Origin of the sequence: Candidatus Pelagibacter communis, from assembly GCF_001180025.1 — a bacterium.
GTDB lineage: Bacteria > Pseudomonadota > Alphaproteobacteria > Pelagibacterales > Pelagibacteraceae > Pelagibacter > Pelagibacter ubique_A.
In genome coordinates, this window is sequence record NZ_CVSK01000030.1 from 166,580 (window position 1) to 181,014 (window position 14,435).

A 14,435-nucleotide genomic window follows, 5' to 3' on the forward strand; every position below is an offset into this window, starting at 1 on the left:
ACGCGACAAAATGATAATCAATAAAAAAATAAATTTTTTTACAAGAAATTAACAAAAAAAGAGTAAGAAAATAGGTAATGAATCAAAACATAAAAATAGACCCATTTGGTTTTAGGGAATATGACGCCCGATGGTTGTATGAGAAAGATATAAACCAATCTGGAATAGAGAATCTAGGAAAAGGGCTTGGAACACAGATAAAAATACATACTAAAAAAGATAATCCCAGAATCGTAGTTGGGCATGATTATCGTTCTTATAGTGAAGAAATAAAAACAGCTCTTAAAAAGGGATTATTATCTACAGGATGCAATATAGAAGATATTGGCCTGTCGTTATCACCAATGGTTTATTTTGCACAATTTAATTTAGATGCAGATGCAGTCGCTATGGTTACAGCTAGTCATAATGAAAATGGTTGGACTGGTGTGAAAATGGGAATCAAAAAAGGATTAACTCATGCACCTGAAGAAATGAAAGAATTAAAAAAAATTACTTTAAATAAAAAGTTCACAAAAGGCGTAGGTAGTGAAAAACAAATAAAAGATTTTGATAAAATTTATAAAGAAAACCTAATTAGTAAAAACAAAATTAAGAAAAAAATTAAAGCTGTGGTTGCTTGTGGAAATGGAACAACAGGTGTTTTTGCCCCAGACATTCTAAGAGGTATTGGATGTGAGGTAATAGAGTTAGACTGTAACCTGGATTGGAATTTTCCTAAATACAATCCAAATCCTGAAGATTTAAAAATGCTTCATGAGATAGCAAAAGTAGTTAAAGAAAATAATGCTGATATAGGTTTTGGATTTGATGGTGATGGAGATAGGGTTGGTGTTATTGATGATAATGGTAATGAAATATTTTCAGATAAAATAGGACTTCTAATAGCTAGAAATTTATCAAGCAAACATAAAAATTCAAAATTTGTGGTTGATGTAAAATCAACGGGTTTATTTACAAAAGATAAAATCTTATTAGAAAACAATTGTGAAACAATTTATTGGAAAACAGGTCATTCTCATATTAAAAGAAAAGTGAACACTGAAAAAGCATTAGCAGGTTTTGAAAAAAGTGGTCATTTCTTTTTTAATCAACCTTTAGGATATGGCTATGATGATGGAATTCACTCTGCAATTCAAGTGTGCAACTTATTATATAATCAAAATAAAAAAATGAGTGAAATTATTAGCGAATTACCTAATACATTTCAAACACCAACAATGGCACCTTTTTGCAAAGATGAGGAGAAGTATATTGTTGTTGAAGAGCTTGTTAAACAAATTAAAAATTTAAAAGAAATCAAAACTGAAATAGATGGCCAAGTTATTAATGATATTTTAACTGTTAATGGAGTTAGGTTTTCATTCGAAGATGGTTCTTGGGGGCTTATAAGAGCTTCTTCAAACAAACCATCTTTAGTTATTGTTACTGAAAGCCCAACATCAGATGAAAGAAAGAAAAAAATCTTTGATTTTATTGACGATTTGTTACAAAAAACAGGTAAAGTCGGTGAATATGATCAGAAAATTTAATTCTTTAAATTATCTTCATCGTTTTTATTTTCTAAGTTTTCGTTATCAGTTTTAGTTTCTAAATTATTGCCATCCTGATTATTTTCTTGTTCAGGAGTTTCGTCGCTATAAAACTTTCTAACCAATTCCTCCTCTTTAAGTCGCTGTTCTTCATCAAATTTTTTCTCCCATTCTTTCATTCGCCTATTTTCCTCATCTTCTCTCTCTTTTTGGGCAATTTCAGCTAATCTAATTCTCTCGTTTTCTTCATCAATTCTTTTTTGTCTTTCCTCCTCTATTTTCAATTCTCTTTCTCTTTGACGTCTTTCATTTTCTTTATTTATTCTCTCACGTTCAGCTTCTTTAAGTTCTTTTTCTTTATTTCTTAATTCCTCTTCTTTCGCTCTTTGCTCAGCCTCTTCTTTTAAAATTTGTCTTTGAATTTCTTGTTGTCTTTCAGTTTCTAAATCTCTTAATCTTTCTTCCATTTCTTTAAGTTTTTCTTGCTCATATTTCAGCTTCCTAGCTGCCTCTCTTAATCTTTGTTCTTCCTCAAGTCTATTTTTCCTTTCAATTTCTTTTAATCTTATTTTTTCTTGTCTTTCTTTTTCTTTTTCATCTCTTCTCTTTTGAGCTTCAATTTCTTTATTTTTTAATTGTTCCTCTTTAATTTTTATATTTTCTTCTCTAATTCTTTGTCTCTCTAACATTTTTAGCCTTAAATCTTCTTCTTTAAGCTTTCTTGCTTCTTCTCTAAGTTTTCTTGTTTCTTCGTCTTTTATTTTTTTCTGCTCTATTTTAATTCTCTGAGCTTCTATTTTTTGTCTTTTCTCTTCATTCTTTTTTTCTTGCTTTTCATTTTCAATGATTAATTTTTTTTGAAATAGAAGTTTTTTTCTTTCTTCTTTTAATTCGTCTTGTTTAGCTTTTTTCGCTAATTTTTTTTCTAAAATTAATTCTCTTTTTTTTTCTTTTTCTAATTGTTTTTGTAATGCTAAATCTTTTTTAACTTTATTTTTTTTAAAATCTTTTAAAATTGAGGAAAACTTATTTTTTGATTTATCTAATGGATCAAATAAATTTTTTTTTATTTTTTTATTAATATCTTTTATTGAAACCATAATTAAAAGTATCAATTAGAATAATAACACTAAATATTATGTGTGGCTAATTTGAGTTTTTATTTAAGACTTATACAACTTAAGATTGTAATTTAAAATTAGTTAATAAAAGCCATTTTCAACTAATAAGTGTTCTTAAATATTTAAAGAATCACTTAATTTAGATTCGTGAGGTGATGGAGGGAGACTGAAGTCACCTCTTTTTTTTTGCTTGTTATAATTTTAAGTATTCGTAAAAAAATTTAATCGAAACCACTAAAAGAAAAATTCCAAAAAACTTACTAATTTTATTCTTATCAATACTGTGTACTGTTTTAGCTCCTATCCGAGCCATGAAAGTTGTAATGGGTATAAATATTAAAAAGGCTGGTATATTTATAAAACCAATACTTAGTGGAAGACTAGAATTTAAATAATTTCCTGAAATTAAAAAACCTATTGCTCCAAATAAAGCAATTAAAAAACCTATAGCTGCTGCACTTCCAATGGCTTTATTTATTGAATAACCAAAAAACTTAAGTATAGGAACATTCATTACGGCACCTCCTATACCCATAGGAGCAGATATAAACCCAACAAAAAAACCAAGAACTACTTTTAGATGTAATTTCATTTTAACAATTATGTTTTGTTCCTTTTCTTTTATTAAAAGTAAGTAAATTCCTAAAAATAAGATCATTATAGAAAAAAATAAAACTAAAGATTTAGTTTTTAAAGAAGCTGCAAAAGCAGTACCAACAATAACTCCTATTACGACAAAAAGACCGTAATTCTTAACAATATCGAAATCAACAGCTTTAAATTTGTGATGTGTTAAAACTGAAACTGTAGAAGTTGGTATTATAATTGCAAAAGAAGTTCCAACAGCAAGGTGCATAACATATTGAGGATCAATTTCTAAAGAACCAAAAATAAAATATAAAAAAGGAACAGTAATTAAACCTCCACCAATACCAAATAATCCTGCAACAAAACCAACTGGTATTGCTGTTAAGGCCATTAATAAAATAATATAACTATATTCGTTTGTTAATATTGAATTAAGCAGACTGCCCTACTCTAGTATCTACATTATTGTATTTAATTTTATCCATAATGTGATCAATTTTTTTCACATCAGCATCTCTTACACACATGTTTTCACTTAAATATCTTTTCCAATAACTTGCACCTGTCTGGCCATGAAATAAACCAAGAGTATGTCTCATGATTTGATTTAATCTTGTTCCCTTTTTTAATTCTTCTTTAACATAAGGAATGAGTTGTTCAATTACATCTTGTCTACTTGGAACATCGTCATTATTAAATATTTCTCTTTCAATATCTGCTAATAAATAAGGGGTGTGATACGCAGCTCTTCCTATCATTACACCATCTGTTTTTTCTAAATGAGGTTTTATTTCATCTACTGAAGTTATTCCCCCATTGATAATAATCTCTTCATTTGGAAAATCTTTTTTTAATTTATAAACATATTCGTATTTTAAAGGAGGAATATTTAAATTTTGCTTAGGTGTAAATTTACCTAACATTGCTTTTCTTGCATGAATGATGAAAGTTTTAACTCCAGTTGCTTTTAGAGTAGAAATAAAATTATGTAAATTTTCATAATCTTCTACATCATCGTAACCAATTCTTGTTTTTATAGTTACTGGTAGTTTTGTAAATGATTGCATTTTACTTAAACAATCTGCCACTAAGTTTGGCTCTTTCATTAAACAAGCACCAAATCTATTTTTTTCAACTTTTTTACTAGGACAACCTAAGTTTAGATTAATTTCATCATAACCAAAATCTTCGCCTACTTTAGTGGCTTCAGCTAAAAGTTTTGGAGAAGAACCTCCTAATTGAAGTGCTACAGGTTTCTCATTAATATTAAACTCTAATAATTTTTTTTTATCTCCTCTATTTATAGCTTCATCCACTACCATCTCAGTATAAAGAAGAGTATTTTTGGATATTAATCTTAGAAAAAATCGTTCATGACGATCTGTACAATCCATCATAGGAGCAACTGATACTTTCCTATTCATGGTATAACTTTATATTATTTTTTTATGAGTTTGAAGCTTCAGTGTCGTCTGAAGATACGTCTGCTTCTTGATTTTCTGATTCTGATACTTCATCTAAAGAAACTTCTCCTTGCTCATTCATAGTTTCTTCTCCTACTGAATTATCAACGTCTGCTGTAGCTGTTTCAGATAGCTCAGCTAAATCTTCTTTTGTTACTTGAATTTTTTCTGGAGTTTTTCTTGCTCTTTTAGATGGTAAAATTGGAGTACCACTTTTTGAAATTTCACCTTTATATAGATTTTCAAAATCATCACCTATTTCTTCATCATCCTCTGCACTATCATCAACTTGTTCAACGTGTTTTCTAAGTTTGTAAACAGCACTATCAGTTAAATCTGAAACTTTAATTTTTTCTTCTGCAATTTCTCTTAATGAAATAACTGTATTTTTATCGTTATCTCTATCAATTGTTGGTTCTATTCCTGCATTTAATTGAGTGGCTCTTTCTTTAGCAACTAGTACTAATTCATAAGGGCTCTCTACTTTATCTATACAGTCTTCTACAGTTACTCTTGCCATGCGGAGTATCTACACAGTGAGTCTTTAAAAATCAAGGGCTATTTTATAAATAATTAGGATTTAGCTTATTTTTAACCAAATAAAGAAGAATAATTGAACCAAAGATATAAGTTCCTGAAACAACGGCTATCTGTTCAATTGAAAAGCCAATATCAATCAGAAAGCCAAATAGAGCCGTACCAAATGCTGTTGAAAATACCATCAATGCAGTTGTTAAGGCTTTTATAGACCCAATATATTTAACACCATAAATCTCAGCCCAAGTTGAGGAACCAAGTACGTTTGCCAAACCATTGGTGACGCCTACCAAACCAAAAAATACAAAAGATGAAAGTGGTGCATTAAAGTAATAAAGAACTACAGTACCAAAAAGAAGCGGGATATTCATATAGATTAATAATTTTCTACTAGAAAATTTATCAATTAAAAAACCAGATATAAAAAGAGTAATCACCGATAAAATTGAGTATACCATAAATGATTGGGCAATCACATAAGGTCCCCACTCTTTTGAAGAAGATATAAAAGATTGATAAACAAAAGATCCTGTTGCAATCCATGGCATTGCTAACATCGTCATACAAATAATGTAAAATCTATAATCTTTTAAAACTTCTATTCTTTTCCATTGTTTGATTTCTTTATTGTTCTCTTCTATTTTAGATTCTTCTCTCGTATCAAGCTTAACATCTTTAACTAAAAGAAAAGTTGCAACAGGTAGAACAAGTATAACTAAAATAGAAATTGAAACCCAAATATCTCTCCATTCTATAAAAGTTAATAAAAAAACAATTAAAACTGGCATTATAAATTCAGCCAATGACAATCCTAACCAACCTATACTTAAAGCCCTACCTCTATTTTTTTCAAAAAAACGAGATATGGTTGTTGTAGCTGTGTGACTTGATAATCCTTGTCCAGCTAAACGCATTAAAAAAATTCCTACAAATAAAAAAATAACTGATGAAATTTTTGAAAATATAAAACAGGATACTGATAAAAAAATTATTACATAAGATGCAAATTTTAATATGTTTACGTCATCGATTTTTTTTCCAATCCAAACTAAAACAATACTACTTAATAAAGTGGCTGATGCATAAATTGAGCCAAATTGTCCATGTGTAATTGATAAAGCATCTCTAATACTAGAATTAAATAGACCAAGAAAAAAACTCTGTCCAAAACTTGAAAAAAATGTAAAAATAAAACCAAATACAATTACTTTTAAACTTAAACTTTTAAACATAGAAAAAAATTATGACTTGTAATGTTGCTTTCATAGGTCTTGGGGTTATGGGCTACCCAATGGCTGGATATATATCAAAAGCCGGACACAATGTAACTGTTTTTAATAGAACTAAATCTAAAGCTGAAAAATGGATTGGTGAATATAAAGGTAAAATGGCGAATACACCTGCGGAGGCTGCAGATGGTGCTGATTTTATTTTCACCTGTGTGGGTAATGATAACGATCTTAGAGAAGTAGCAACAGGAGAAAATGGTCTATTTAATACTGCAAAAACAGGATCTATTTTTATTGATAACTCAACTGTATCTGCAGAAGTATCAAGAGAATTAAATAAAAAAGCAAATGATAAAGGCTTTAGTTTTTTAGATGCCCCTATTTCTGGTGGACAAGCTGGTGCTGAGGGCGGAATACTAACAGTAATGGTTGGTGGTGATGAAGAAGTGTTTAAAAAAGCTGAGCCTGTAATTGATTGTTACAGTAAAAAAGTAAAATTAATTGGTCCTTGTGGAAGTGGTCAGTTAACAAAGATGATGAACCAAATGTGTATTGCTGGAACAGTTCAAGGTTTATCAGAAGCTATAAATTTTGGAATTAACGCCGGTTTAGATATGGATAAAGTTATGGAAACAATATCTAAAGGTGCAGCACAATCTTGGCAGATGGAGAATAGATACCGAACTATGACTGATGATAAGTTTGATTATGGTTTTGCTATTGATTGGATGAGAAAAGATTTAAAAATTGCAATCGAGGAAGCAAAAAAAAATGGTTCACCTGTGCCTATAACAGAAATTATTGATGGCTATTATGCTGAAGTTCAAGAAATGGGTGGAAATCGTTGGGATAGCTCAGGTTTGATTGCTCGATTAAAAAAGAAAAAATAATATTTGTGACGGATACAGTTCCTTATTACGAGGACTTTGCAGAGATCAAAAAGAAAATTTGGTCGATGTTAGATAATGCTGTTAAAGACAGAGGTTCTCCTTTTCGAATACCAGTATTTATTTGTGGTAATCAATTAGACTTTGATGGAAGAATTGTAGTCTTAAGGAAATCTGATCAATCAAATAATTTAGTACAATTTCATAGCGATATTAGGTCAGATAAAATTGAAAAATTGAAAGCGAATAAAAACGCTGCAATGTTGTTTTATGATAAAGATGAAAAAATACAGGTAAGATTAAAAGTTGAATGCACGATTAATCACAATAATGATGTAACAAAAGAATCTTGGTCTAAAACCCAACATATTAGTAGAAAATGTTATTTAGTAGATAATGGTCCTGGAACTGTGTCAGATTTACCAACCTCTGGACTAAAACCAGAATTAGATAATTTTGATTACACTAAAGAACAAAGTGAGGAAGGTTACAAAAACTTTACTGTTATTCAGTGCAAGATTAAATCAATAGAATGGCTTTATTTAGCAGCTAAAGGACATCGAAGAGCTAAGTTTAATTTGGAAAATAATAAAGATACCTGGTTAGTTCCATAAATGGTTACTGGATATATATTTACAGCATTTCTTATAATTTTAGGATTAACTATAATGAGATTTGGGAGTATTCATTTTAAAAAATTTAAAGAGGGTAAAACCAAAATTAAGTCTAAGTTAAGTGGGCAATTATCTTTCTTAATTTTATTTATAGCAATAATTGGATTGATCATTTATTCGGTGAACGATCTATTATTTAAGTAAATAAATTATTATTTCAAATACCTTTGATAATTATATTTGTACCTTCGGAATTATCTAATCTTATTTGTTTTATTGGTTCGTATTCTTCAGAATTGTACCATTCTAATGCTTTTTCATATGTAGGGAATTTAAGAATAATAATTCTAGGAAAATTTGTTTCGCCATCAAAAATTTGAAATTCACCAGCTCTTACTAAAAATTCTCCACCAAATTTTTTTACGAGTGGCGTAACCTTTTCAACATATTCTTTATAATTTTCAGGATTAGTTACTTTTAATTGAGCTATTACGTAGCCTGCTGGCATTTATCTCCTTTAAAAAATTGATTTCGAATATTTTTTCCAATTATCTTGATAATGTTTTGTGTTTTCAAATACTGCTTTTTTTTCTTCCTCTGAAACTTCTCTAATAACTTTACCTGGAGAACCAACAACTAATGAATTATCTGGTATGACTTTATTTTCAGTTATTAAAGCTTTTGCACCTATGATACAATTTTTACCAATATTAGCTTTATTTAAGATAACAGCTCCAATTCCAATTAAACTGTTGTCTCCAATAGTGCATCCATGAAGCATAACTAAATGGCCAACAGTAACATTTTTTCCTACCTTTAAAGGACATCCAGGATCTGTGTGCAATACGCTTCCATCTTGTACATTAGATCCTTCACCAATATGAATATTTTCAATATCTCCTCTAAGCACTGCATTAAACCAAATACTTGTATTTTTTTCTAAAGTAACATCCCCTATTATTGTAGCATTTGGAGCTACCCAATTTTCGCCAGAGTTTTTTGGTTTTTTATCTTTTAAATCATAAAACATAATCTATATATTTTACATTATGCCCATTCAAACTCCAATATGTGATTTTGGTCAAAAAGCTATTCCATTTGAATTAAAATCTACTGATAATAAAATTCTATCCTTAAATGACATCAAAGGTGAAAATGGAACTTTGATAATGTTCATTTGTAATCACTGCCCATATGTAAAAGCTATTACAAAAGAATTAGTTGAAGATTGTAGTGAATTAAACAAAATTGGTATCAACTCTGTTGCTATCTGCTCCAACGACTTTGTTAATTATCCAGACGACTCATTTGATAACATGATTAAGTTTTCAAATGAAAATCACTTCAATTTTCCTTACTTACATGATGAAACTCAACAAATTGCTAAAGCATATGATGCTGTATGTACTCCAGATTTCTTTGGCTACAATAAAAATCTAGAACTTCAATACAGAGGAAGATTAAGAGAACTTAGAAAGTTTATTCCAGTTAAAGATGGAGAAAGTGATCTGCTAACAGCTATGAGACAAATAGCTGAAACTGGAAAAGGTCCTGAACATCAAATACCCAGTGCGGGCTGTGGTATTAAATGGAAGTATGATTGATGTATCTAATTGTAACTAGATCATTCCCACCTGAGCTTGGTGGCATGCAAAATCTAATGTGGGGCCTCTCGAGAGAACTATCTAAAAATTTTATGATAAAAGTTTTTGCAGATCATATTGAAGGTCATAAAGAATTTGATGAGCAAGCCTCTTTTTCTATCGAAAGAGTTGGTGGAATTAAACTACTTAGAAAGTACAGAAAGGCACAATTAATTAATGAATATATCAAAGAAAATAAAATTGATGGCGTTATTGCTGATCATTGGAAAAGTTTAGAGCTTATTAAAACTTCTAAGAAAAAATACTGTTTAATTCATAGTAAAGAAATCAACCATCCTAAAGGTTCTAGTCAAAATAAAAGAGTAGTTAGTGTTTTAAATAATGTTGAAAAAGTTATAGCAAATTCTCAGTTTACAAAAAATCTAGCAATAGAACTTGGTGTTAATGAAAATAAAGTAATTGTCATAAATCCAGGTGTGGATCCTGCTGAAGAATTAAATAAAAAAACTTTAGATAAAGTTGAAAGTATACTTAAAGTTAAAAATCCAAGACTTATTACAGTTTCAAGATTTGATAAACGTAAAAACCATGAAAAAATAGTGATGGCTTTAAGAAATTTAAAACAAATTTATCCTGATATTGTTTACATTTGTGTTGGATATGGAGAGGAAGAAGAAAATATTAAAAAACTAGTAAAAGAGCTAGATCTTGAGGCTCAAGTTATGTTTTTTAAAGATATTAGTAATGATTTAAAAAATGCTTTAGTTTCAAAATCAAATATCTTTGTAATGCCATCCATAATTCATAAAAAATCAGTTGAAGGTTTTGGTATTGCATATGTTGAAGCTGCACAATACGGTATTCCATCCATTGGTGGAAAAGATGGTGGTGCATCTGATGCAATTGATCATGAAAAAACTGGTTTAATATGTAATGGTAACAATCTAGATGATATTTATTCTTCTATTAATACAATATTAGAAAACAAAAAATATATAGATTATGGAAAAAACGCTAAAGAATTTGTTCATAAATTTCAATGGTCAAAAATTGTTGAAGAATATAAAAAAATCCTAAGCTAATTTATGTTTATTTTAAAATCCAAAGAGTCTATTGGAATACTTTTTGGTATTTTTGCTTATTTATCTTTTTCTATTTTAGACACAATACAAAAAACTCTAATTATTAATCATACAGTTTTTCAATTACTTTTCGTGAAGTATTTTTTTGTTTTTTTTTTAGCTTTTTTTGAGGCTAAGAGAAAAAAAAATAATTTATTTTATAAATCTAAAGATATTAAATTACAGATATTTAGAAGCTTATTATCCGTGTTAGAATCTGGGTGTTTTGTTTTATCATTTAAATATTTATCTTTAGCAAATGCTCATAGTATTGGTTCCTTGGCGCCAGTAATAGTAGTTGCTTTATCTGCAATAATCTTGAAAGAAAAAGTATCTGTTAAAACGTGGATAGCAATTTTTATTGGATTTCTCGGAGTTTTGATAATTCTAAGACCAACCTCATCAATTTTTGATCCCAAAGCTTTAATACCTCTATTTGCAGCATTTGTACTAGGACTTTATCAGGTGATCACTAAAAAAGTTTCAAAATATGACTCAAACGAAACATCTTTGTTTTTTACCTCAATAATTGGTTTATTAGTTATGTCGTTATTAGCTTTTAATTTTTGGAGACCAATAGATAACTCTTTATACCCAATGTTTTTAGGCATAGGTATATTTTTTTCATTAGGTCTTTACCTTCAAATCATTGCTTTAAGTAAAGCTAGAGCAAGTATAATCCAACCATTTCATTACACTTTAATTTTTTGGGCAATAATTTTTGGATATATATTTTATAATGATATTCCAGATATGTTCACAATTATTGGAGCAATAATAATTACTTGTTCTGGAATCTTTGTTTTAAACCAATCATCAAAAAATTAACTTAAACTATGATTGTTTATAGTTTAGTTTTACATATAGTCATTTATTGATGTCTAAGAATAAATTAGCAATTTTTTTAATTATAATCTCAGTTTTTTGTGGGACATTAATGTTAACCTTTTTAAAATTAGCACAAGAGGAAATTAATGTTTATGTTGCAGGTTTTTTTAGATTTTTATTTGGTTTCCTAATTATTTTTCCCTATATGCTAAAATCTAATTTTACAGTTTTTAAAACCAATCATCACAAGAAACATTTTCTTAGAGCGGTTTTAAATTTACCTTCAATGTTATTATATTTCTCAGCGTTAGTAATGATGCCAATTGAAAAAGCTACAGCAATATCTTTTGTTGTTCCTTTCATAGTAACTATTTTGGCAGTTTTATTTCTAGGAGAAAAAATTTACATTTACAGGAGTTTTGCACTGGTTTTAGGATTTATAGGAATGCTAATAATTTTAAGACCAGGAATAATTGAAATCTCTCTTGGAGTTTATATGGCACTGGCATCGTCTTTTATGTGGTCAATAGTGATTATAATTACAAAAACTATCGCAAAAGATGATAGTTCGATTACGATTTTATCTTATGGATACACGTATATGGCAATTTTTAGTTTCATTATTGCGTTGTTTTATTGGCAAACACCTAGTTTTCAAACTTTGATTTATTTATTTTTTGCAGGTTTATTTGGTACATTGTTACATCTTTGCATAAATCACGCATACAAATTAGTAGATGTTAGTATGACACAACCATACTCATTTCTAAGTTTAGTGTTTGCTTCTTTAATTGGATATTATGTTTTTAGTGAAACACCCGACCTCTTCACCTGGATTGGTGCAAGTGTGATATTTATAGGGGTTATCATTATGTCATATCGTGAAATGAAGCTTGATAAAGAAATTATTAGAAAGCGTCTAGATATAAAATCTTAATTTTTCTTCTTAAAGGTTTTGTAGATATGCCAAATTACAATTAAAATTGTAGTAGCTAAGATACATGCAGTTAAAGTTCTATCCCACAAAAATTCCCACGAACCATTACTTAATAATAAAGATCGTCTCAAGTTTTCCTCCATCAATCCACCTAGGACAAAGGCTAATATCAAAGGTGGCATCGGGAAATCATATAATCTTAAAAAAGTTGCTACTACGGCTATCCCAATCATTAAATAAATATCAAAGTTATTAAATGACATTACATAAATACCAGTTACAGAGAAAAATAAAATTAAAGGAATTAAGTAATTTTTAGGAACAGCAAGAATTCTAGCTATGTAAGGAATAAGTGGTAAGTTTAATATAAGCAAAATTACCATTCCAATGTACATGGACATAATTATTGACCAAAAAATTTCGGGGTTAGTCATATAAAGTCTTGGACCAGGCTGAACACCAAATCCTAAAAGTGCACCTAGCATTACCGCGGTTGTTCCACTTCCAGGAATTCCTAAAGTAAGCATAGGAACAAAAGATCCTGAGCAAGCTGCATTATTTGCAGTTTCTGGTGCAGATAAACCATTTACACTGCCTTTACCAAATTTTTCTTTCTCTTCGTCGCTAACAACATTTCGTTCCATTCCATAAGCTAAAAAGGATGCAATTGTTGCACCAGCACCCGGAAGAACACCAATCAAAAATCCAATTACTGACGATCTTGGAATTGTTTTATACATTTTAGTTCGTTCTTCTTTATTAATTCTAATCGAGCCTAATTCAGTTAATGAAACTTGTTTAGCAGCACTAGTTGGATCATTTCTTTTTAAAATAATTGTTAACGCTTCACTCATTGCAAATGTTGCCATCACAACAAGTACAAAACTAATACCATCAGTTAAGTTCATATTATTAAATGTAAACCTTGTAATATCAGACAAACTATCTTGACCAACTGAAGCTAACATCAAACCAAGGACCACCATCATCATTGCTTTTAAAAATTGTCCTTTAGATGAAAAAGCAGCAATCGCAGTTAAACCCAAAATCATTAAAGCAAAGTAATCTGGTGATCTAAAAGATAAACTTACTTTTGATAAACTTGGAGCCATAAATAATAAATAAATTGCAGATAATGTTCCACCTGCAAACGAACTCCATGCTGCAATCGCTAAAGCCTTACCCGCCTTACCTTGTTGTGCCATAGGATAACCATCAAATGAAGTTGCAACTGTTCCAGGAACACCGGGTGCATTTAATAATATAGAAGAAGTAGAACCACCAAATACTGCTCCATAATAAACACCAGCCATCAAAATTAATCCTGTTGCAGGATCAAAACCATAGGTAATTGGTATCATCAATGCGATAGCTGTCATTGGCCCAAGACCAGGGAGCATTCCAATTATTGTTCCAAAAAAACAACCAACCATAACCATTAATATGTTCTGAAAAGTAAGTGCTGTTGTTAATCCAATTAAAATTCCTTCAATCATCCCATAACTCCTATTGATTGTAAGAATGGATCCCTCAAATATATATCAAGAATACCGTGTAGGAGATACATAAAGGCTGCAACAAATGGAAAGGATAATAAAAACATTAAAATCCATCTTCGTTCTCCTAAAAAGTAATATGACGCAAATAAAAATAAAGATGTAGTTAAAAAATATCCAACTTTTAAAATTGTAGCTCCATAAATAATAGCAATAAGTATAAGTATTCCTGTTTTCTTATATTCTAAATTTTTATGATCAACTTTAATTGTATTTGGATCTGGTAAAATAAGTTTTAATCCAGAAAAAAATAATCCTGCATAACCTAAATAAATTGGAAATGTTCGTGCATTAAATGGTGCATTTTCATCAAATGCAAATACTTGAATTTGGTAAGCAGTATATAAATAAAATGCTGAAAAAATAAAAAAGAGCAGTGATATAATTTTTGTAGTATTTATATTCACTGCTCTAATTT

General features: G+C 29.3%; 16 protein-coding genes. 7 read left to right on the plus strand and 9 right to left on the minus strand.

The genetic code is table 11. The features are described from left to right. Window positions 1-77: 77 nt before the first annotated feature. On the plus strand, window positions 78-1,532 hold the full coding sequence (locus AMN83_RS01425; RefSeq protein WP_075503758.1) for a phosphomannomutase/phosphoglucomutase: 1,455 nt from the start codon (window positions 78-80) through the stop codon (window positions 1,530-1,532). Here AMN83_RS01425 and AMN83_RS05140 read toward each other — a convergent pair. From AMN83_RS05140 to AMN83_RS01450, 5 genes are all read right to left on the minus strand, one after another. After that, window positions 1,529-2,632 carry a coiled-coil domain-containing protein gene (locus AMN83_RS05140; RefSeq protein ID WP_075503760.1) on the minus strand — a complete coding sequence of 368 codons (1,104 nt, stop codon included), beginning with the start codon at window positions 2,630-2,632 and terminating at the stop codon, window positions 1,529-1,531. The two genes, AMN83_RS01425 and AMN83_RS05140, sit on opposite strands and share 4 nt — an antisense overlap. Window positions 2,633-2,846: 214 nt before the next feature. Then, window positions 2,847-3,632, minus strand: coding sequence for a sulfite exporter TauE/SafE family protein (locus tag AMN83_RS01435; RefSeq protein WP_075503762.1), 786 nt, complete (start codon window positions 3,630-3,632; stop codon window positions 2,847-2,849). 40 nt (window positions 3,633-3,672) lie between these two features. Continuing rightward, the gene (dusA, locus tag AMN83_RS01440) at window positions 3,673-4,665 is read right to left on the minus strand and encodes a tRNA dihydrouridine(20/20a) synthase DusA (RefSeq protein WP_075503765.1); all 993 of its coding nucleotides are present in this window, start codon (window positions 4,663-4,665) and stop codon (window positions 3,673-3,675) included. Window positions 4,666-4,687: 22 nt separating this feature from the next. Further along, complete coding sequence (rpoZ, locus tag AMN83_RS05265; RefSeq protein ID WP_075503768.1) at window positions 4,688-5,224, minus strand: DNA-directed RNA polymerase subunit omega; 537 nt, start codon at window positions 5,222-5,224, stop codon at window positions 4,688-4,690. A gap of 43 nt (window positions 5,225-5,267) precedes the next feature. Beyond that, complete coding sequence (locus AMN83_RS01450) at window positions 5,268-6,473, minus strand: MFS transporter (RefSeq protein WP_075503769.1); 1,206 nt, start codon at window positions 6,471-6,473, stop codon at window positions 5,268-5,270. A gap of 11 nt (window positions 6,474-6,484) precedes the next feature. On the opposite strand from AMN83_RS01450, the gene AMN83_RS01455 reads away from it, so the two are divergent. Next, a complete protein-coding gene (locus AMN83_RS01455) occupies window positions 6,485-7,360 on the plus strand; it encodes an NAD(P)-dependent oxidoreductase (protein WP_075503771.1) in 876 nt (291 codons plus the stop codon). A 5-nt stretch (window positions 7,361-7,365) separates the two neighbouring features. Further along, window positions 7,366-7,971 carry a PNPOx family protein gene (locus AMN83_RS01460; RefSeq protein ID WP_075503773.1) on the plus strand — a complete coding sequence of 202 codons (606 nt, stop codon included), beginning with the start codon at window positions 7,366-7,368 and terminating at the stop codon, window positions 7,969-7,971. Between the two features lie 217 nt (window positions 7,972-8,188). Here AMN83_RS01460 and AMN83_RS01470 read toward each other — a convergent pair whose 3' ends face one another. Together AMN83_RS01470 and AMN83_RS01475 are read right to left on the minus strand one after the other, a co-directional pair. Beyond that, a complete protein-coding gene (locus tag AMN83_RS01470; RefSeq protein ID WP_075503778.1) occupies window positions 8,189-8,479 on the minus strand; it encodes a DUF1330 domain-containing protein in 291 nt (96 codons plus the stop codon). Window positions 8,480-8,488: 9 nt separating this feature from the next. Continuing rightward, entirely contained in the window at window positions 8,489-9,001 is a 513-nt protein-coding gene (locus AMN83_RS01475) for a gamma carbonic anhydrase family protein (RefSeq protein WP_075503780.1), read from the minus strand. A 19-nt stretch (window positions 9,002-9,020) separates the two neighbouring features. Here AMN83_RS01475 and AMN83_RS01480 point away from each other — a divergent pair, with 19 nt between their 5' ends. Genes AMN83_RS01480 through AMN83_RS01495 form a run of 4 tightly spaced genes read left to right on the plus strand, consistent with a single transcriptional unit; the run spans window position 9,021 to window position 12,461 of the window. Continuing rightward, complete coding sequence (locus AMN83_RS01480) at window positions 9,021-9,575, plus strand: thioredoxin family protein (protein WP_075503782.1); 555 nt, start codon at window positions 9,021-9,023, stop codon at window positions 9,573-9,575. Then, entirely contained in the window at window positions 9,575-10,657 is a 1,083-nt protein-coding gene (locus AMN83_RS01485; RefSeq protein WP_075503783.1) for a glycosyltransferase family 4 protein, read from the plus strand. The genes AMN83_RS01480 and AMN83_RS01485 overlap by 1 nt, the downstream gene beginning before the upstream one ends. Before the next feature lie 3 nt (window positions 10,658-10,660). Continuing rightward, entirely contained in the window at window positions 10,661-11,524 is an 864-nt protein-coding gene (locus AMN83_RS01490) for a DMT family transporter (RefSeq protein WP_075503785.1), read from the plus strand. A 49-nt stretch (window positions 11,525-11,573) separates the two neighbouring features. Beyond that, window positions 11,574-12,461 (plus strand): DMT family transporter, encoded by an 888-nt coding sequence (locus AMN83_RS01495; protein ID WP_075503787.1) that lies wholly within the window; start codon window positions 11,574-11,576, stop codon window positions 12,459-12,461. On the opposite strand, the gene AMN83_RS01500 is transcribed toward AMN83_RS01495, so the two are convergent. Together AMN83_RS01500 and AMN83_RS01505 are read right to left on the minus strand one after the other, a co-directional pair. Beyond that, window positions 12,458-13,957, minus strand: a complete 1,500-nt coding sequence (locus AMN83_RS01500; RefSeq protein WP_075503789.1) for a tripartite tricarboxylate transporter permease — start codon at window positions 13,955-13,957, stop codon at window positions 12,458-12,460. The two genes, AMN83_RS01495 and AMN83_RS01500, sit on opposite strands and share 4 nt — an antisense overlap. Continuing rightward, on the minus strand, window positions 13,954-14,424 hold the full coding sequence (locus AMN83_RS01505; protein ID WP_075503792.1) for a tripartite tricarboxylate transporter TctB family protein: 471 nt from the start codon (window positions 14,422-14,424) through the stop codon (window positions 13,954-13,956). Before AMN83_RS01505 ends, AMN83_RS01500 begins: the two co-directional genes overlap by 4 nt. Between the last annotated feature and the right edge of the window lie 11 nt (window positions 14,425-14,435).

What these genes read in the sequence shown, in the direction of transcription:
- AMN83_RS01490 (WP_075503785.1), top strand. Translation starts at nt 10,661, where the DNA reads ATGTTTATTTTAAAATCCAAAGAGTCTATTGGAATACTTTTTGGTATT.
- AMN83_RS01495 (WP_075503787.1), top strand. Translation starts at nt 11,574, where the DNA reads ATGTCTAAGAATAAATTAGCAATTTTTTTAATTATAATCTCAGTTTTT.
- AMN83_RS01450 (WP_075503769.1), bottom strand. Translation starts at nt 6,473, where the DNA reads ATGTTTAAAAGTTTAAGTTTAAAAGTAATTGTATTTGGTTTTATTTTT.
- AMN83_RS01475 (WP_075503780.1), bottom strand. Translation starts at nt 9,001, where the DNA reads ATGTTTTATGATTTAAAAGATAAAAAACCAAAAAACTCTGGCGAAAAT.
- AMN83_RS05140 (WP_075503760.1), bottom strand. Translation starts at nt 2,632, where the DNA reads ATGGTTTCAATAAAAGATATTAATAAAAAAATAAAAAAAAATTTATTT.
- AMN83_RS01435 (WP_075503762.1), bottom strand. Translation starts at nt 3,632, where the DNA reads ATGGCCTTAACAGCAATACCAGTTGGTTTTGTTGCAGGATTATTTGGT.
- AMN83_RS01485 (WP_075503783.1), top strand. Translation starts at nt 9,575, where the DNA reads ATGTATCTAATTGTAACTAGATCATTCCCACCTGAGCTTGGTGGCATG.
- dusA (WP_075503765.1), bottom strand. Translation starts at nt 4,665, where the DNA reads ATGAATAGGAAAGTATCAGTTGCTCCTATGATGGATTGTACAGATCGT.
- rpoZ (WP_075503768.1), bottom strand. Translation starts at nt 5,224, where the DNA reads ATGGCAAGAGTAACTGTAGAAGACTGTATAGATAAAGTAGAGAGCCCT.
- AMN83_RS01455 (WP_075503771.1), top strand. Translation starts at nt 6,485, where the DNA reads ATGACTTGTAATGTTGCTTTCATAGGTCTTGGGGTTATGGGCTACCCA.
- AMN83_RS01425 (WP_075503758.1), top strand. Translation starts at nt 78, where the DNA reads ATGAATCAAAACATAAAAATAGACCCATTTGGTTTTAGGGAATATGAC.
- AMN83_RS01500 (WP_075503789.1), bottom strand. Translation starts at nt 13,957, where the DNA reads ATGATTGAAGGAATTTTAATTGGATTAACAACAGCACTTACTTTTCAG.
- AMN83_RS01480 (WP_075503782.1), top strand. Translation starts at nt 9,021, where the DNA reads ATGCCCATTCAAACTCCAATATGTGATTTTGGTCAAAAAGCTATTCCA.
- AMN83_RS01470 (WP_075503778.1), bottom strand. Translation starts at nt 8,479, where the DNA reads ATGCCAGCAGGCTACGTAATAGCTCAATTAAAAGTAACTAATCCTGAA.